Below are 17,187 nucleotides of genomic sequence, written 5' to 3'. Positions count from 1 at the left end.
AGGGTTCAGGCGCCAACGGTCGCCGGGTGCGGGGCCGTGGTGAAGCGGTCGGCGTGGAGGGCGCCGGGTGGCAGCCCCAGCTCGCGGAGCAGGGCGGTGGCGCTGTCGATCATCCCGGGCGGGCCGCACAGGTAGGCGTGCGCACCCGTCTCCAACAGCGCCGGGATGTGCTCGGTGACCAGGCCGCGTGCGCCGCTCCAGCGCGTATCTGGTGTGCTCTCCGACAGCACCGGGACGAAGCGGAAGGGGGCGGGCCACTGCGCGGCGAGGCTGGCGATTTCGTCCAGGGCGTAGAGGTCGTGCTCCTGGCGCGCGCCGAACAGCAGCGTGGCGGGGCGCCCGGGGTTGCCGGCCAGGGCGCCCTGCAGGAGCGCCAGCAAGGGTGCGAGGCCGCTGCCACCGCCCACCATCAGCAGCGGTGCTGCCGAAGGACGCAGGTGGAACTCGCCCTGCGGCCCCTCCAGGCTCAGGCCCTGGCCGAGCAGCGAGCGCTCGTCGACCAGGCCGGTGAACGATCCGCCGGGCACCTTGCGGATGAAGAAGGCCACCTGGCCATCCGGGCGCGGGGGCGTTGCGAAGGAGAACAGGCGCGGCTGGCCGGGCAAGGCATCGAGCGTCAGCGCCGCATACTGGCCCGCCTTGTAGGGCAACGCTTCCTGCAACTGCACGACCAGCCGGGTGATGTCGTGGGTGAGTCTCGCCTGGCCGACGACCTTGCCACGCACCCGGCGCATGGCCGTGTGGCGTGTGAGGTCGACCTCGATGCGCAGGTCCCCCAGCGGCACGCTCTGGCAGGCGAGGATGTAGCCCTGGTCGAGCGCCTCGTCGTCGAGGATGTAGCTGGCCTCGGTCAGCTCGCGCACGCGGCCCGCTACCAGCCGGCACTTGCAGGTGGCGCAACCGCCGACCCGGCAGCTGTGGGGGAAGTCGATACCGTGGCGCAACGCGGCGTGCAGCAGGGTCTCCCTGGGGTTCGCCCTGATCTCGACATCGTTGACCCGCACGGTGCTCGGGCGATGCCTGGAAAGGAATGCAAACATGCGTCCTCCTGTTGTGATTGTTAGGTCGGGACGGCTGAATCCTAGGGGCGTTGCGTGCTGCCCGGAGAGGGCCTCAATTGACATTGTAGGGGTCATTAATTGACACTTTTTCCCTGCCCACCCCCGCGAAATACAGACGCCGATGCCTGACTTCCTGCTTCCCGTGCAGTACCTGCGACAGATCGCCGAGCAACTGCGGGTGATGGGCGTGGCGCCCGCCGAGTGGCTCGGCCATTGCGGCGTTGGGCTCGAACAGCTGGATGACCCGCACTACCAGCCCCGGGTCGAGCTGTTCGGCGAACTCATCCAGCAGGCGTTGCGCTTGAGCGAGCAGCCGGCGCTGGGGCTGCTGATCGGCGAGCGGCTGGGCGTCGGCACCCATGGCGCGCTGGGTTTCGCCGCCCTGCAGGGCGGCTCGTTGCGCCAGGTCGTCGAGCTGCTGGAGCGCTACCTCGCCGTGCGCATCACCCTGGTGCGGGTGCAGCTCGAACAGGATGAGGCGGCGCAGCAGGAGCACTTGCGGTTCGTGCCCACCCATCCGCTCGGGGCGATCGAGCACACGGTGATCGAGGCGGTGATGCTGGCGGTGAAGAACATCTTCGACGCCATCACCCCGGGCGGCGGGGCGATCAGCCGGATCAGCCTCCCGTTCCCCGAACCGGCCTACGCCGAGCTGGCCAGCCAGATGTACGGCTGCACCGTGTGCTACGCGCAACCCCGGGCCGCCTTCACCCTCACCACGGCGCTGCTCGATACCCCGCTGCGCATGGCCGACCCGGCCGCCTTCCGGGAGGCGGAGCTGATCTGCCAGCGCGAGCTGAGGAAACTGGGGGAAACGAGCTCCCTGGGGGGCCGGGTCCGTCGGCTCATCCTGGAGCGGCAGAACGCTTTCCCGAGCCTGGTCGTCACTGCGCGACTCCTGTGCATGACACCGCGCACGCTGCACCGCCGCCTGCTGGCCGAGGGCACCAGCTACAAGCAGGTACTCAAGGAAGTCCGCCATGCGCTCGCCCTGGAGCACATCAGGGCCGGGCGGCTCTCGGTGGAGGAGATCGCCCAGGTGCTCGGCTATAGCGACGTGGCCAACTTCCGGCGGGCGTTCAGGCAATGGGAAGGCGTGGCGCCCTCGGAGTACCTGCGTGCCCAGGGCGAGCTGCCCGGAGCCGCTTCCCGAGCAACTTGATGTATGGGCTCGGGGGCTGGCCGGTCGTTCCCGCGCGGCTGTTTCTACGGATTCTTTATGACCCGCCGCCTTGGCCATCTAGCTTCGTAACGCAGTAGCAGCGGATTCTCGATGCGACCCAGCGGGCCAGCCTCGCACCTTGCGCAAGCCTGCCCGGCCACCTAGAGAAGATGTGATCCCATGTTGAACACCATGCCTCGAAGCCTGCTCACGGGCCTCGCTTTCGCCCTGGCGGCGGTGACTACGCCCGTCGACGCCTACCCACACCCGCGCAGCGCTGGGCAGGGTCCGTCCGGCCCTGACATCCAGAACCCCTGGTACGAACCGCGTGGCAAGGCAGCGGCCCCTGGTGAGCCGATGAACCTTGCTGTGGTCCAGGTCGTCAGTCCGTGCCCTGTGATGGGGGCTGGACTGGCGCCCGTCGCGCCATTCGCCCTGTCTGTCCCGAGGGCGGGCGACGCACCGTCATACTGAACACCGCAGCGCGCAATGGACCCGGTGACCCAGGGCCCTGTCCGGTCACCCTGATGCGGATCGTAGGAGAAGCAAACGTGGATTCCCTCTGCTCCGACCTGCTGGCCGAGGTGCGCGCCTTCCGTGCGCAGCACCCGCAGGTGCGCCATGTCGACCTGATCTCCCTGGACATCCCGGGGCATTTCTACGGCAAGCGCTATCCCGTTGAGCTGCTCGAGAAGGTGGCGGCGGGAAGTACCTTCAGGCTGCCACAGAACTGCGTGTTACTGGGGGCGCAGGGTGGGATGTTCGAGATCGGCCGGTACTGCTTCAACGATGGCGACCCGGATGCCCGGCGTCGCCTGGTCCCTGGCACCTTGAAGCCGGTCGGCTGGGAGGCGCAGCCGCTGGGGCAGATGCTGATCACCTCGGAGGGCACCGAGGCACCCATCGTCTTCGAGCCTCGTGAGGTCCTGGCGCGGGTGCTGGCGCGCCTGCGGGGCAAGGGCATCCATCCGGTGGTGGCTTTCGAACTGGAGTTCTATCTGTTCGCCGCTCAATTGAGCGAAGGCCTGCCGCAGTTTCCTCGCGATCCGCTGACGGGCGATGCGGACGACCAGCCGAACATGCACATTGAGCGCGTGTCGCGTTTTTCCGTGGTGCTCGATGAGATGGTCGAAACGGCTCGCGCGCAGGGTATCGACGCCACGACCATCACCGCCGAACGTGGACCCGGCCAGTTCGAGATCAATTTCGGCCACCTCGCCAACGCCCTGCGGGCAGCCGACTGGGCGGCCCTGTTCTGTCGCAGCACCAGAGGCGTGGCGCTCAAGCATGGCTACCGCGCCAGTTTCATGGCCAAGCCCTACCTGCAGCACGCGGGCAGCGGCATGCACGTACATGTCAGCCTCTACGACGAAGCGGGTGACAACCTGCTGGCGGTCGGACGGCAGCTGGCATTGCGGCATGCGGTAGCCGGTTGCCTGGAGCTGCTGCCCCATTGCATGCCCGTCTTCGCGCCGAACCACAACGCGCTGCGCCGTTACCGCGGTGCTGTGTGGGCTGGCTGGGGCTTCGAGGACCGCAACGCCTGCCTGCGAATTCCCGAATCGGACCGGCACAACCTGCGCATCGAGCACCGACTGGCCGGTGCCGATGCCAATCCCTATCTGGTGCTGGCGACCATCCTCTGCGGAATGGAGGCCGGGTTGGAGCGCCAGTGCGAGCCGGAGGAAAACCCGGTCGGCGGCCTCGTGTTCCCCCAGGAAATGATCGAGGCGGTTCACGCCATGCAGCACCGTCCGGAACTGCGCGAAGGGCTGGGGGCGGAGTTCGTCGATGTCTACTGCGAGAACAAGCGCCAGGACCACCTGGCCTTCATGCAGGACATCGGAGCGAACGAATACCGTTGGTACCTGTAGGGCAGGGCGCCGCCCAGGCGATGGTGGCGGCTGGCCTAGGTGGCAGGCTGTTGTGCCAGGGCCGGCTCGACGCGATTGCGCCCCGACTCCTTGCCCCGGTAGAGCGCGGCATCCGCCTGCTGCAGGGAGCCATCGAGCGCCTGGGGGTGGGTGAAGTCATCCGAGACGCCGATGGTGGCCGTGCAGCGGATCGGCTGTCCCTGCTCGATGCCGGGCACCTCGCTGCGTTCGATCGCCGCCCGCGTGCGTTCGGCCAACTGGAGGGCGCCGGCCCTGTCAGTACCGAGGCTGATGAGCACGAACTCCTCGCCACCCAGCCGGCAGACCAGATCGTCCTGGCGAGCGGTGGCCTTGAGGACCTCGGCGACGCGGCAGAGGACGAGGTCCCCCACCTTGTGGCCATGGGTGTCGTTGATGCGCTTGAAGTGGTCGATATCCACGATCAGCAGGTGCGCCGGCCCGGCGCCGCGTATGCGGAAGTGCGCCTCCAGCCCATCCATCAGGCCTCGCCGGTTCAGCAGCCGGGTGAGCGGGTCGTGGGCGGCCATGGTGCGCAGCTCGTCGGTGAGGCGGCGCAGCACCAGCCAGACCGCGCAGGGCGGCAGCACGGTGCCGAGGAACGACATGTAGAGGTAGAAGGTCTTCTGGAAGCCGGTGTTCAGGTCCAGCGTCGCCATGCCGCCGGAGAGGATCATCACCAGCTTCGCGGCATTGAGGGCGCAGATGCCGCCGATCAGCACGGCGAACACCACCATTTCCACGCGCAGGTCCCTGGCGACGGTCCACCCGGCACGGAGCACGGCCACCATCATGGCCAGGAACAGCGCGGTACAGGAACCCGCCAGCAGGGCGTGACGCGCTTCGTCGCCGAGCGTCGCCTGTACCACCGCCTGAGCCGCCGTGTAGCCGGCCGCCAGCGCCAGCAGCGGACGCAATACGGGAGTCGGGCGATCGAAGAAGCGCAGCGCGCCCAGGACATAGGCGACGGGGGCGCACAGGGTCAGCGTGTGGTTGACGACACTCATCAATCCCCAGCCTGCGGGCCCACCCAGCAACTGCAGGATGTAGGCGAGCCCGAGCAGCAGGTTGCCCAGCGCGAAGACCTCCATGCCCATCTTCTTGCCGTTCAGCCGGGCGCTGATCAGCAGGAACATGACGCAGAAGCAGAGCAGGTGCACGCAGAGCATGCCGAGGATGACGGTGGTGACCATGGAGTTCGCGTACATGGGAGGAGAGCGGCAGGAGCCTGGCACCGTGAAACGACGGAAGCGCTCATGCTGGCGTGCACGAGCGCTTTCACGCCGTTAGTCGTGGCGATTTGATATTGCGAATCGTAGTCACATGTATGCCGGGAAGGCAATTTCCTGAACGGTTCCAGGGCCTGCATCGAGGCCTGCAGGGGTCACCGCAGGGCGAGGGGCGCCGAGGGACTGGGGTAGGGACGTCCGGAACAAAGGGGCACCGACTCCGCCGGTGCCCCTGGCGATGACTGCATCTGCCCACGCCGATCTGCGGGTTGTCGCGTCGGAGTCCAGGCCGCGAGTCGCAGGGCCGGTACGGGCTTACTGGGTGCTGTAGTTCCGCCCCCACAGGCGCACCGACTTCGGCCCTTCCACCGGGCCCTGGAACAGGAACTTCTGGCGTACGCCGGTCTTCGGCGGCACGGTGACTTCATCGACGTTTTCCATCGGCACCAGGTTGGTGGAGTAGTCGTCCTGGTCGATGGCCAGCAGGGCGCCGTTGTGGGTGAGGTTGATCAGGCGCACCGGCTTGTCGGTGAGGTTCTTGAAGCCGAACAGGACGCTGAGGTTGTCGTCGACGGCTTCGACCTTCAGCAGCTTGACCTCGACCTTGCCCTCCAGCTGGTCGAGCTGGGAGATGACGAGGGCGCCGTCAGCGCCCTGGGCGGACTCACGGCCTTCCGTGACGCCTTCCGAAGCGCCGCCCAGCAGGTTCTTGCCGGCGGAGATAGCGGTCGAGACCGCGGCCTTGGCCGACTCCTTGAGGGTGCTGGTGCTCTCCGCCGGCTCTTCGGCGAATGCGGTGCCCGCAGCCAGCAGCAGCGCCAACGCGATTCCGCTCCGTGAGTAGTTGCCCATGCTTGTCGCTCCTTTGTCAGCGCTGATCGGCCAGATAGTCCGGGCGGCTTTTTTAGCACAGGCACGGCCGGAAAACAGCCGAGCGCATCCAACTCGGCGGCTTTGTTTTCGTGCAGTGGTGTTCCGTTCGTTGCGTGCCGCTCGACTCCGCAGCGACCTATCCCCCGACCTGGAACAGGTGCTCGAAGCCCTTGAGGGTGCTGTCGACGAAGCGGGCGTCGCTGGTGGAGTCGGGCAGTTGCAGCACGCCGTGGATGACCAGGGAGGCCAGGCCGTGGGTGTAGGACCAGCCCGCCAGGGCGGCGCGGCGGACTTCGGCGCTGTCCAGTCCTTGTCCGAGTATCTCGGCGATGATGCGCTTGAGTTCGCCGAAGGCGTCGTCGCGGGCCTCGCGGTAGTCCACGGACAGGTCATCACCACCCAGCTCCGGGCCGAACATCAGCTGGTACAGCGCGGGGTTGGCGCGGGCGAAGCTGAAGTAGGCCAGGCTGGCGTCGCGCAGCTTCTGCAGGCCGGCATTGCCCTTGTCTTCCCGGCGCAGCGCGATGCCCAGTTCGCGAAAGCCCTGGGCGGCCAGTTGGCCCACCAGTTCGGCGCGGTTGGCGTAGTGGTGGTAGGCGGCCGTGGAGCTGACGCCGACCCGCTCCGAGACCGCGCGCAGCGACAGCTTGGTCGGCCCCACTTCCTCGAGCATCTCCCGCGCGGCCTGCAGCAGCTGCGGGGCGAGGTTGCCGACGTGGTAGGTGTCGCGGGCACGCTGGGGTGTCTTGCTCATGCGGGGCGGGGCCTTTGTTCCGGGGGCTTCGGGGCGGGGCGATCTTAGCATCGGGAAGTATCTTGACGGTGCTAAGATTTAAATCTTAGCATCGCTAACATTCAGCCCAGAGGTGCATCCCATGGATTCAAGCTACGCGTGTTTCGCGCTCAGCGTCGACAGCGGCGTCGCCCACCTGCAACTCAACCGCCCCGACAAGGCCAACAGCCTGACGCGGGCCTTCTGGAGCGAACTGCCGGAAGCGGTAGGGCGCCTGAGCCGTTCCGGCCAGGTGCGGGCGCTGGTCATTTCGGCGCAGGGCAAGACGTTCTGTGGCGGCCTGGACATGCAGATGTTCTCCACGGCTAAGGAGTTCCATGCCAGCAGCCCGCAGGAGCGGGAGCTGCTGCAGGTCAACCTGGAGCGCATGCAGGGGGCGCTGAATGCCCTGGAGCAGGCGCGCTTCCCGGTGATCGCGGCGGTGCAGGGCGCCTGCATCGGCGGTGGCTTCGACCTGATCGCCGCCTGCGACCTGTGCTTCGCCAGCGAGGCGGCCACCTTCCGCATCGAGGAAACCAACGTCGGCATGATGGCCGACCTGGGCGTGCTGCAGCGCCTGCCACGGCTGATCCCGGCCGGCGTGGCGCGCTACCTGGCGTTGACCGGGGACACCCTGGGCGCTGCCGAAGCCTACCGCCTGGGCCTGCTGGCCAAGCTCTTCGCCACGCCCGAGGCGCTGCTGGAGGGGGCCTTCGCCGCCGCGCGCAGGATCGCCGAGCGCCCGCCGGTGGCGATCAACGGGATCAAGCGCGCGATGCTCTACAGCCGTGACCACGGCGTCTACGAATCCCTGCAACACACCGTCCTGCTGCAGAGCGCCATCCTCAGCGGGCAGGACATCCTGCGCTCGGTGGGCGCGCGGGCGACGGGGACGCCGGCGCAGTTCCCCGACCTTCTCGAACTGCAGGAAACCTTCTGAGGCCTTTTTTTCAACCCAATCTTATCGTTGATAAGTTCGAGGTGATCGATGACGCATTACGACGCCGTGGTGATCGGCGCCGGCAACGCCGGGCTGACCGCCGCCACTGCGCTGCAGCGGGGCGGCAGCCGCACCCTGCTGGTGGAGCGCCACAACATTCCCGGGGGCTGCGCGACCTCCTTCGTGCGCGGCAACTTCGAGTTCGAGGTGGCGCTGCACCAGCTCAGCGGCCTGGGCACCGAGGACAAGCCGTTCGTGATGCGGAAATTCTTCGACAAGCTCGGGGTGCTGGACAAGGTCGAGTTCATCCAGGAGCACGCCCTGTACCGCCTGGCGGTGCCCGGTGAGCTGGACGTCACCCTGCCGGCCAGCTGGTCGGGCATCCGCCGCCTGCTGCAGGGCATGTACCCCGCCGAAAGCGAGGCCATCGAGCGCTTCATGCTGGTGTGCGAGAAGGTCACCCTGGAAAGCTTCATGACCCTGCCGCAGGCCAGCCGCGGCAACAGCGAGGCGATGCTCAGGTCGCTGTGCCCGTACTACGTGCAGTACGGCTTCCGCCCGGCGCGGGAGGTGCTGGACGAGTTCTTCGCAGACGCCAAGCTGAAGAACATCCTCGCCACCTACTGGCTCTACCTCGGCGTGCCGCCGAGCATGCTGCCCTTCGCCGACCTGGCGACCATGCTCTACGCCTATGCGGTGTTCAAACCCTGGCACATCAAGGGCGGCTCCCAGGCCATGTCCAACGCGCTGGTGGGGTCCTTCCTCGAAGCGGGTGGCGAGGTGCGCTTCAACTGCGCCGTGGAGCGGATCCACACCGAGGACGGGCGCATCTGCGGTGTCACCCTGGAAGACGGCGAGCGGGTCGGTTGCGACGCGGTGGTGTCCAACGCCAGCCCGCTGATCACCTTCAACGAGCTGCTCGACCTGCCGCAGCCGCCGTCGAAGGTGCGGCAGGACTTCAAGTCGCGGCGCATGGGCACCTCGGCCTTCGTGATCTACCTCGGCCTGGACTGCACGCCGCAGGAGCTGGGGGTGACCACCGCTTCCAGCTTCATCTACGAGACCCTCGACGAGGAGCAGATCCACGCGCGCATGGGCAGCCTGGAGCCGCCGCTGGGCGGCATGCTCACCTGCTACAACCTGGAGGACCCGAGCGCCGCGCCCGAGGGCAAGAGCCAGGTGGTGCTGGTCTGCCTGCAATACGGCGATGTGTGGAAGTCGGTGAAGCCGCAAGACTACGCGCAGACCAAGTACGCCTTCGCCGAGAAGCTCATCGCGGTGATCGAGAAGGTCTACCCGAAGGTGCGCCAGTACATCGAAGAGGTCGAGGTGGCCACGCCGCTGACCATGATGCGCTACCTCAACACGCCCGGCGGCGCCATCTACGGCTTCCAGCAGAGCGCGCAGGACTCGGCGCTGCTGCGCGAGCGCCTGGACGCGGTGCCGGGCCTGTACATGGCCGGCGCCTGGACCTCCATGGGCGGTTTCCAGCCCACCTACATGGCCGGCGAATCCACCGCCCGCGCCGTACTCAAGCACCTGAAGGCGAAGAAAGAGGTGGCCCATGCCTGAGCACAATCCGTTGAACGCGATCGCCGGCTACGCCGAGGCCTTCGCCGCCAAGCTGGCGCTGGAGGAGGGGGGCAGCGACTTCCAGGAAGTGCGCGGCGAGGTGGGCAGCACCGTGGTGCAGTTGCACCCCAAGCGCCTGGCGCTGGAGGTGGCCGAGATCATCGACGAGACCCCGAGCACCCGCACCCTGCGCCTGGTGGCGGCCGACGGCCAGCCGCTGCCGCCGTTCCAGGCGGGGCAGTACGTCAACCTGTTCGTCGAGATCGACGGCGTGCACACGGCCCGGCCCTACGCCATGTCCTCCTCGCCGCTGCAGCGCATGCACTACGACCTGACGGTGAAGCGGGCCCAGGGCGGCTTCGTCTCCCACTACCTGCTCGATGGCGTGAGCGTGGGGCAGCGCCTGACCAGCTCCGGGCCGATGGGCACCTTCCACCACAACCCGCTGTTCCATGGCGACGACCTGGTGTTCCTCGCCGGTGGCTCGGGCGCGGCGCCGGCCCGCAGCATCCTGCTGAACATCCTCGACCGCCAGCTGCCGCAGCGCTTGCACATGGTCTACGTGAACAGCCATGTGGACGACGTGATCTTCGCCGAGGAGCTGCGCGAACTGGCCGCGCGCCATGCCAACTTCACCCTCAGCGAAGTGATCTCGCGCCCGCCGGCAGGCTATGCCGGGCGCAGCGGTCGCCTGACCCTGGAAATGCTCCGGGCGCTGTTGGGCGAGGTCGGCGAGCGGATGTACTACATCTGCGGCCCGACGCCATTCAATGACAGCTGCGTGGCGCTGCTCGGCGAGCTGGGCGTGGCCCGGCGGCGCATCCGGGTCGAGGCCAACGGTGCGCCGAAGACGCCCCACGAGCAGGCCGGCTGGCCGGCGGGCGTGGCGCTGGAGGATGAGGTGCAGGTCACCGTGCGCGGCCGTGGCAGCTTCCGCAGCCGGGTCGGCGAGCCCCTGCTCAATGCCCTGGAGCGCAACGGCTACTTCGTGGAGAACGCCTGCCGCTCGGGCGAGTGCAGCCTGTGCCGGGTCAAGCTGGTGGCAGGCAACGTGTTCAACCCGCAGGAGGCGCACCTGCGCCAGTCCGACCGCGACTTCGGCTGGATCTATGCCTGCGTGGCGTTCCCCACCGGGGACATCGAAATCCTGCTGTAACGCGGCGCGGGCGGCTCGTCATCGCGGGCCGCTCGCCGGCAACCCACCCCGACAAGAACAACAAAAGGAGCATGAGGATGACCACCCGCCGTTGGGAAAAACACTATCCACCGCACCTGCAGGGCTACCGCCTCGACCCCGGGGCGCTCGCGGGCAACCTCGCGGCGTTCGCCCGGGACGCGGCGCAGCGCTTCGCCGAGGCTCCGGCGTTCACCCTGGTGCTGCCCAATGGCCTGCACGCCGATCTCTCCTTCAGCGAGACCGAGCGCCTGTCCAGCGCCTTCGCCGCCTACCTGGTGCGCGAGCAGGGCCTGCAGGTTGGCGATGTGGTGGCGCTGCAACTGCCCAACAGCCTGCACTATCCCATCGCGGTGCTGGGCGCCTGGAAGGCCGGGCTGATCGTCACCAACGTCAACCCGCTGTACACCGAGCGCGAGCTGGACGCGCAACTGGCCGACAGCGGCGCCAAGCTGCTGGTGGCCTGCGACCTGTTCGCCCAGCGCGCGCAGCCGGTGGTCGAGCAACGCGGCATCGCCCTGGTGCTGACCCGCCTCAGCGACTTCTTCCCCGAGCCCCAGGCCCGCGCCATCCAGCACGCGCTCGAAGCGCAGGCCGGCGGCGGCCTGACGCCACAGGTGGCGTTCCAGCATTTCAGCCAGGCGCTGGAGCTCGGGCAATCCGCGGACGTGGCGCTGCGGCAGCACCCCGTCGCCCTGTACCAGTACACCGGCGGCACCACGGGCAGGAGCAAGGGCGCGGTGCTGACCCACGCCAACCTGCAGGCGGTACTGCGCATGGCCGAGGACTACCTCGCCGGCTTCGGCGCGCGGGTCGAGCCGGGCGAGGCCATCGTCACCCTGCCGCCGCTCTACCACATCTTCGCCTTCAACTTTAATTTCCTGCTGTTCTTCCGCCGTGGCGCGCGCAACCTGCTGGTGCCCAACCCGCGCCCGCTGGCCAATGCGCAGCCGGCCTTCGAACGCTTCCCGGTGCGCTGGATGACCGGGGTGGACACCCTCTACGCCGGGTTGCTGGCCGAGCCCTGGTTCCAGGCCAACCCGCCGGATCTGAAGCTCGCGGTCTCCGGCGGCACCTCGCTGCGGCCGGTCACCGGCGAGCGCTGGCGGGCGGTGGTGGGGCAGATCCTCGAAGGCTACGGCCTGACCGAGAGCTGTTGCTTCGTCGCCTTCAACCCGCCGGGGCCCAAGGAGCGCCCGGGCACCGTCGGCCTGCCGCTGCCCGGCTGCGATGTGCGCATCGCCGATGCCGAAGGGGGCGAACTGGCGCCCGGCACGCCCGGCGAGCTGCTGGTGCGCGGCCCGCACATCATCGAGCGCTACCTCGACCGCCCGGAGGAAACCCGCGAGGCCTTCGTCGAGGGCTGGTTCCGCACCGGCGACATCGCGGTGATGGACGAGGACGGCTACATCCGCATCGTCGACCGCAAGAAGGACATGGTCCTGGTCTCCGGCTTCAACGTGTACCCCAACGAGGTGGAGGCGGTGATCGCCGAGCACCCGGACGTCAGCGAAGTGGCGGTGATCGGCGTGCCGGACGAGGCCACGGGGGAGGCGCTCTGTGCCTTCGTCGCGCTGCACCGGCCGGGGCTCGACGCAGGCGCTGTGATCAACCATTGCCGCGAGCGGCTGACCGCGTACAAGGTGCCCAAGCGCATCGAGTTCCGCGCGCAATTGCCCAAGTCGCCCATCGGCAAGATACTCCGGGCTCAGCTGCGCACCTGAGCGGGCATGGGCCCCTGCCGGGGCAGGTTTCTGTCTGATTGAGGAGTTCCGATGTCGATCTGGATCACCGCCTTGCCCGTGCTGGCGGTCGGGCTCGGCGCCCACTACCTGCGCACGGCGGCGCGCAAGCCGGAGCTGGTCTACCAGGCCAACCCGGAGAACCAGGCGCTGATCGCCCAGGTGCCGCGCCTCACCCGGCGCTTCTGGGCGACGCCCTGGCTGTTCAACGGCCACCTGCAACTGCTCGGCCTGGGCCTGAAGAAGGCCTTCGCCCCGCGCCTGGCCTACGACCGGGTCGACACCCTGCGCATGGCCGATGGCGGCACCACGGCGCTGCACTGGCTCGGCGCCGAGCTGCCGGCGGAGGTGCCGACCCTGGTGGTGCTGCACACCATCACCGGCTCGCCCCACAGCATGCGCGGCTTCGTGCGGGACCTGCAGCGGCTCACCGGCTGGCGCGTGGTGTTCTGCGAGCGCCGTGGCCACGGCCGGCTGCCGCTGACCAGCCCGCGCTTCAACACCATGGGCGATACGGCGGACCTGCGCGAGCAGCTGTGCGTGATCGGCGAGCGCTACCCCCGCTCGCCGCTCTACGCCGCGGGCATTTCCGCCGGCACGGGACTGCTGATCCGCTACCTGGGCGAGGAGGGCGAGGCGACGCCGTTGCGTGGCGCCTTCGCCTACTGCCCGGGCTACGACATCCGCGTGGCCTTCGCCCGTTCGCGCGCGCCCTACACCCGACTGATGGCGCGCAAGCTGGTTCGCCAGTTCGTCGCCCCCAACCGCGAAGCGCTGGCGCACCTGCCCAGCCTCGCCGCCCTGGAGGGCGCGCAGAGCCTGGATGAATTCCACCGGCACCTGTACGAGTGCGCGGGCTACCCCAGCCAGCAGGCCTACCTGGAGAGCTGCAACCCGATCACCGTGATGGAGACGGTGAGCATCCCGCTGCTGGTGCTCAACGCCGAGGATGATCCGGTGTGCGTGGTGGACAACGTGCGCGACCACCAGCACGCCATGGCACGCATGCCCAGGACCGTGCTGGCGGTCACCCGGCGGGGCAGTCACTGCGCCTACCTCGCCGGGTTCACCGCGCGCTCGTGGGCGCATCACCTGGCGGCCGAGTTTCTCCGGGCGGTGGACAGGCAGGCCCGGCGCTAGTCGCCACGCGGACGCCTGAAGGCATGTTCAGACGGCCATCGGTTACGTAATCTCGGCGCTGGCTCAGGGCGATATCCAAGGACATGAGCCGCATCTGGCCGGCGCCGGGACCGGCCCTATCAAACTCGAATACGGTGACTCGATTGACTGACTATGCCTGCCTGCTGAAAACCCCATCGGTCCAGGTCTACCAGGCCCTGCGCCTGGGCGCCGGCCTTAGCGGCAAGACCGATGAGGCCGCGGCTCGAGGGCTGCCCAATACGCTCTTCGCCGTCCAGGTCCTGCATGGGGAACAGCCCGTGGGGATGGGGCGGGTCATCGGTGATGGCGGCTGTTTCTTCCAGGTCGTGGACATCGCCGTCCTCAGGGAGCACCAGGGCAAGGGCCTGGGGAAACGGATCATGGGCGAGATCCTCAAGTACATCCAAGCCCATGTTCCGGTGAGCGGTTATGTCAGCCTGATAGCAGACGGCCAGGCGCAGGACCTGTATGCGCAGTTCGGGTTCGTCCATACCGCGCCGCGCTCGGTGGGCATGGCGTACAGGCCGTCAGAGGCGATGGGCAAGAGCCGGTTGCCCGATAACGGCTCCTGACCCGAACGGCCCCATTGGAGGTCATGGGGCAGGGGATGAAGGCACCCCTTCACCCGGGGCGGCTCCGCGCGGCCCTGGGCTAGTGCGAGTGTGCTAATTGACCCCCGCCCATGGCGCTTCTAGATTCCAGCGCTCACCAGCGGGGTGCCTGTGGCGCCCGGCTGCCACCTCGGCAAAGGATGGGCCCGCCATGCGTTCTTCCCTCGTGCATCCGTTGTTCGCCCTGCTGCTGGTCACCACCCAGGGGATGGCGGCCGACGTCGAGGCGATCTTCCGCTCGCAGGACACCGACGGTGATGGCGCGATCTCCGTGGCGGAGGCGCGGGCCTCGGCGCCGGCGGCCTTCGCGGCCATCGATCGCAACGGCGACGGGGTGGTGGGCGTGGACGAGATCGCCGCGCACATGGTCGCCGAGAGCGGCCCGGACATGGCCTGGCCGGCACCGGTGCTGAATTCGGTGGCGCAGAAGACGCTGGAGTACTGGGATGCCGACCACGACGGCAAGGTGACCGGGCCGGAGTACGAGGACGCCTCGGTCGCCCTGATGCTGCTGGCGGACTCGGACGGTGACCGCAAGGTGACCCGCGAAGAGCTGCTGCGCTTCCGGGGCGAGGCACCCGCGCCCTGAGTGAGCGGCGCCGGGGTCCGGGGCGACGCGCCTCGGCCGCGCGTCACCCCCGCGAACGCGGGGGCCACTGAACCCACCTCTCGCAAGCCGAGGCTCGCGGATGGCGGCCGTCCGGTCAGTTGGCAGCCGCTGCCCTGGCCCGTGCCGCATGCAGCTTCTTGTAGCTGTCGACCAGGCGCTGGTGCCGGTCCAGCCCTTCCAGCTTCAGGCTGGTCGGCGTCAGGCCGTGGAAGCGCACGCTGCCCTCCAGCGAGCCCAGCACCGCGTCCATGCGCTCGTTGCCGAACATGCGGCGGAAGTTGGCCTCGTAGTCGGCCATGTCCAGGTCGTCGTCCAGGGTCACTTCCAGCGCCGCGTTCAGGGCCTGGTAGAACAGGCCGCGCTCGACGGTGTTGTCGTTGTACTGGAGGAAGGCCTCCACCAGTTCCTTGGCGTCTTCGAATTTCTTCAGCGCCAGGTGGATCAGCAGCTTCAGCTCCAGGATGGTCAGCTGGCCCCACACGGTGTTGTCGTCGAACTCGATGCCGATCAGCGTGGTGATGTCGGTGTAGTCGTCGACCTCGGTGTTGTTCAGGTTGCGCAGCAGCGACTTCAGCTCGCGGTCGCTCAGGCGGTGCAGGTTGAGGATGTCGGCGCGAAACAGCAGGGCCTTGTTGGTGTTGTCCCAGATCAGGTCCTCCACCGGGTAGATCTCCGAGTAGCCGGGCACGAGGATGCGGCAGGCGTTGGCGCCGAGGTCGTCGTAGACCGCCATGTACACCTCCTTGCCCATGTCTTCGAGGATGCCGAACAGGGTGGCGGCCTCCTCGGCGTTGCCGTCCTCGCCCTGGCCGGAGAAGTCCCATTCGACGAATTCGTAGTCGGCCCTGGCGCTGAAGAAGCGCCAGGACACCACGCCGCTGGAGTCGATGAAGTGCTCGACGAAGTTGTTCGGCTCGGTCAGCGCGTGGCTTTCGAAGGTCGGCTGCGGCAGGTCGTTGAGGCCCTCGAAGCTGCGCCCCTGGAGCAGTTCGGTGAGGCTGCGCTCCAGCGCCACTTCGAAGCTCGGGTGGGCGCCGAAGGAGGCGAATACGCCGCCGGTGCGCGGGTTCATCAGGGTCACGCACATCACCGGGAATTCACCGCCCAGGGAGGCGTCCTTGACCAGCACGGGGAAGCCCTGCTCCTCCAGGCCCTGGATGCCGGCGAGGATGCCGGGGTACTTGGCCAGCACGGCCTGGGGCACGTCCGGCAGCGACAGCTCGCCTTCGAGGATCTCGCGCTTGACCGCCCGCTCGAAGATCTCCGACAGGCACTGCACCTGGGCTTCGGCCAGGGTGTTGCCGGCGCTCATGCCGTTGCTGAGGTAGAGGTTCTCGATCAGGTTGGACGGGAAGTACACCGTCTCGCCGTCGGACTGGCGCACGAAGGGCAGGGAGCAGATGCCGCGCGCGGTGTTGCCGGAGTTGGTGTCGTACAGGTGCGAGCCGCGCAGCTCGCCGTCCGGGTTGTAGATCGCCAGGCAGTGCTCGTCGAGGATCTCGGCCGGCAGGGCGTCCTTCGGGCCGGGCTTGAACCAGCGCTCGTTCGGGTAGTGGACGAAGTCGGCGTTGGCGATGTCCTCGCCCCAGAACTGGTCGTTGTAGAAGAAGTTGCAGTTCAGCCGCTCGATGAACTCGCCCAGGGCCGAGGCCAGGGCGCTTTCCTTGGTCGAGCCCTTGCCGTTGGTGAAGCACATCGGCGAGCTGGCGTCGCGGATGTGCAGCGACCAGACGTTGGGCACGATGTTGCGCCAGGAGGCGATCTCGATCTTCATGCCCAGCCCGGCGAGCAGGCCGGAGAGGTTGGCGATGGTCTCTTCCAGCGGCAGGTCCTTGCCGGGGATGCAGGTGCGCTGGCCGCTACTGGTGGGGATCAGCAGCGCCTGGGCGTCGGCGTCGAGGTTCTCCACCTCTTCGATGATGAACTCGGGGCCCTGCTGCACCACCTTCTTCACCGTGCAGCGGTCGATGGAGCGGAGGATGCCCAGGCGGTCCTTCTCGGAAATGTCGGCCGGCAGCTCCACCTGGATCTTGAAGATCTGCGCGTAGCGGTTCTCCGGGTCGACGATGTTGTTCTGCGACAGGCGGATGTTGTCGGTGGGGATGTCGCGGGTCTGGCAGTACAGCTTGACGAAGTACGCCGCGCACAGGGCCGAGGAGGCCAGGAAGTAGTCGAACGGCCCCGGCGCCGAGCCGTCGCCCTTGTAGCGGATCGGCTGGTCGGCGATCACCGTGAAGTCGTCGAACTTGGCTTCGAGGCGGAGGTTGTCGAGAAAATTGACCTTGATTTCCATGCGGGATACCGGCGTAAGGAGTCGAGCGATGAAGGAGGGCGGTGTGGCCAGGCGGGCAGTTTACGCCGGGCGGCGAGTGATGCCTTCCTTTCAGG

14 protein-coding genes are annotated in these 17,187 nt (G+C 68.0%); 9 read left to right on the top strand and 5 right to left on the bottom strand.

Going from position 1 to position 17,187, the window contains the following annotated elements; translation table 11 throughout:
- Positions 1–5 precede the first annotated feature (5 nt).
- Entirely contained in the window at positions 6–1,040 is a 1,035-nt protein-coding gene (locus tag WFQ67_RS19195; protein WP_337057907.1) for a 2Fe-2S iron-sulfur cluster binding domain-containing protein, read from the bottom strand.
- Between the two features lie 142 nt (positions 1,041–1,182).
- Here WFQ67_RS19195 and WFQ67_RS19190 point away from each other — a divergent pair, with 142 nt between their 5' ends.
- Positions 1,183–2,223: an AraC family transcriptional regulator gene (locus WFQ67_RS19190; RefSeq protein WP_337057906.1), complete on the top strand. Its 1,041-nt coding sequence runs from the start codon at positions 1,183–1,185 to the stop codon at positions 2,221–2,223.
- Between the two features lie 527 nt (positions 2,224–2,750).
- A complete protein-coding gene (locus tag WFQ67_RS19185) occupies positions 2,751–4,097 on the top strand; it encodes a glutamine synthetase family protein (protein ID WP_442969609.1) in 1,347 nt (448 codons plus the stop codon).
- 35 nt (positions 4,098–4,132) lie between these two features.
- Here WFQ67_RS19185 and WFQ67_RS19180 read toward each other — a convergent pair whose 3' ends face one another.
- From WFQ67_RS19180 to WFQ67_RS19170, 3 genes are all read right to left on the bottom strand, one after another.
- Positions 4,133–5,323, bottom strand: a complete 1,191-nt coding sequence (locus WFQ67_RS19180; RefSeq protein ID WP_337057905.1) for a GGDEF domain-containing protein — start codon at positions 5,321–5,323, stop codon at positions 4,133–4,135.
- A gap of 336 nt (positions 5,324–5,659) precedes the next feature.
- A complete protein-coding gene (locus WFQ67_RS19175) occupies positions 5,660–6,196 on the bottom strand; it encodes a hypothetical protein (protein ID WP_337057904.1) in 537 nt (178 codons plus the stop codon).
- A 157-nt stretch (positions 6,197–6,353) separates the two neighbouring features.
- Positions 6,354–6,971 carry a TetR/AcrR family transcriptional regulator gene (locus WFQ67_RS19170; RefSeq protein ID WP_337057903.1) on the bottom strand — a complete coding sequence of 206 codons (618 nt, stop codon included), beginning with the start codon at positions 6,969–6,971 and terminating at the stop codon, positions 6,354–6,356.
- A 121-nt stretch (positions 6,972–7,092) separates the two neighbouring features.
- Here WFQ67_RS19170 and WFQ67_RS19165 point away from each other — a divergent pair, with 121 nt between their 5' ends.
- From WFQ67_RS19165 to WFQ67_RS19135, 7 genes are all read left to right on the top strand, one after another.
- Entirely contained in the window at positions 7,093–7,929 is an 837-nt protein-coding gene (locus WFQ67_RS19165) for an enoyl-CoA hydratase-related protein (protein ID WP_337057902.1), read from the top strand.
- Positions 7,930–7,977: 48 nt separating this feature from the next.
- Positions 7,978–9,501, top strand: a complete 1,524-nt coding sequence (locus WFQ67_RS19160) for a phytoene desaturase family protein (RefSeq protein WP_337057901.1) — start codon at positions 7,978–7,980, stop codon at positions 9,499–9,501.
- Complete coding sequence (locus tag WFQ67_RS19155) at positions 9,494–10,657, top strand: FAD-binding oxidoreductase (RefSeq protein WP_337057900.1); 1,164 nt, start codon at positions 9,494–9,496, stop codon at positions 10,655–10,657. The genes WFQ67_RS19160 and WFQ67_RS19155 overlap by 8 nt, the downstream gene beginning before the upstream one ends.
- Positions 10,658–10,734: 77 nt before the next feature.
- Positions 10,735–12,399, top strand: coding sequence for an AMP-binding protein (locus tag WFQ67_RS19150; protein WP_337057899.1), 1,665 nt, complete (start codon positions 10,735–10,737; stop codon positions 12,397–12,399).
- A gap of 51 nt (positions 12,400–12,450) precedes the next feature.
- Positions 12,451–13,557 carry a YheT family hydrolase gene (locus WFQ67_RS19145; RefSeq protein WP_337057898.1) on the top strand — a complete coding sequence of 369 codons (1,107 nt, stop codon included), beginning with the start codon at positions 12,451–12,453 and terminating at the stop codon, positions 13,555–13,557.
- A gap of 143 nt (positions 13,558–13,700) precedes the next feature.
- A complete protein-coding gene (locus WFQ67_RS19140) occupies positions 13,701–14,150 on the top strand; it encodes a GNAT family N-acetyltransferase (protein WP_337057897.1) in 450 nt (149 codons plus the stop codon).
- Between the two features lie 190 nt (positions 14,151–14,340).
- Positions 14,341–14,778, top strand: a complete 438-nt coding sequence (locus WFQ67_RS19135) for an EF-hand domain-containing protein (RefSeq protein ID WP_263154174.1) — start codon at positions 14,341–14,343, stop codon at positions 14,776–14,778.
- Between the two features lie 115 nt (positions 14,779–14,893).
- Here the strand turns inward: WFQ67_RS19135 and WFQ67_RS19130 are convergent, their stop codons facing one another.
- Positions 14,894–17,092: an OsmC domain/YcaO domain-containing protein gene (locus WFQ67_RS19130; RefSeq protein ID WP_337057896.1), complete on the bottom strand. Its 2,199-nt coding sequence runs from the start codon at positions 17,090–17,092 to the stop codon at positions 14,894–14,896.
- Positions 17,093–17,187: the final 95 nt, after the last annotated feature.

The sequence above is a fragment of the Pseudomonas sp. USHLN015 genome (genome assembly GCF_037153275.1).
GTDB lineage: Bacteria > Pseudomonadota > Gammaproteobacteria > Pseudomonadales > Pseudomonadaceae > Metapseudomonas > Metapseudomonas tohonis.
Note: the sequence above shows the minus strand (reverse complement) of the source record. Positions and strands in the feature narration are given on the sequence as shown.

Bases quoted from the DNA above. Each gene is read 5' to 3' on its own strand.
- WFQ67_RS19135 (WP_263154174.1), top strand. From the start codon at position 14,341: ATGCGTTCTTCCCTCGTGCATCCGTTGTTCGCCCTGCTGCTGGTCACC.
- WFQ67_RS19160 (WP_337057901.1), top strand. From the start codon at position 7,978: ATGACGCATTACGACGCCGTGGTGATCGGCGCCGGCAACGCCGGGCTG.
- WFQ67_RS19145 (WP_337057898.1), top strand. From the start codon at position 12,451: ATGTCGATCTGGATCACCGCCTTGCCCGTGCTGGCGGTCGGGCTCGGC.
- WFQ67_RS19165 (WP_337057902.1), top strand. From the start codon at position 7,093: ATGGATTCAAGCTACGCGTGTTTCGCGCTCAGCGTCGACAGCGGCGTC.
- WFQ67_RS19175 (WP_337057904.1), bottom strand. From the start codon at position 6,196: ATGGGCAACTACTCACGGAGCGGAATCGCGTTGGCGCTGCTGCTGGCT.
- WFQ67_RS19155 (WP_337057900.1), top strand. From the start codon at position 9,494: ATGCCTGAGCACAATCCGTTGAACGCGATCGCCGGCTACGCCGAGGCC.
- WFQ67_RS19185 (WP_442969609.1), top strand. From the start codon at position 2,751: ATGCGGATCGTAGGAGAAGCAAACGTGGATTCCCTCTGCTCCGACCTG.
- WFQ67_RS19180 (WP_337057905.1), bottom strand. From the start codon at position 5,323: ATGTACGCGAACTCCATGGTCACCACCGTCATCCTCGGCATGCTCTGC.
- WFQ67_RS19195 (WP_337057907.1), bottom strand. From the start codon at position 1,040: ATGTTTGCATTCCTTTCCAGGCATCGCCCGAGCACCGTGCGGGTCAAC.
- WFQ67_RS19130 (WP_337057896.1), bottom strand. From the start codon at position 17,092: ATGGAAATCAAGGTCAATTTTCTCGACAACCTCCGCCTCGAAGCCAAG.
- WFQ67_RS19190 (WP_337057906.1), top strand. From the start codon at position 1,183: ATGCCTGACTTCCTGCTTCCCGTGCAGTACCTGCGACAGATCGCCGAG.
- WFQ67_RS19170 (WP_337057903.1), bottom strand. From the start codon at position 6,971: ATGAGCAAGACACCCCAGCGTGCCCGCGACACCTACCACGTCGGCAAC.
- WFQ67_RS19150 (WP_337057899.1), top strand. From the start codon at position 10,735: ATGACCACCCGCCGTTGGGAAAAACACTATCCACCGCACCTGCAGGGC.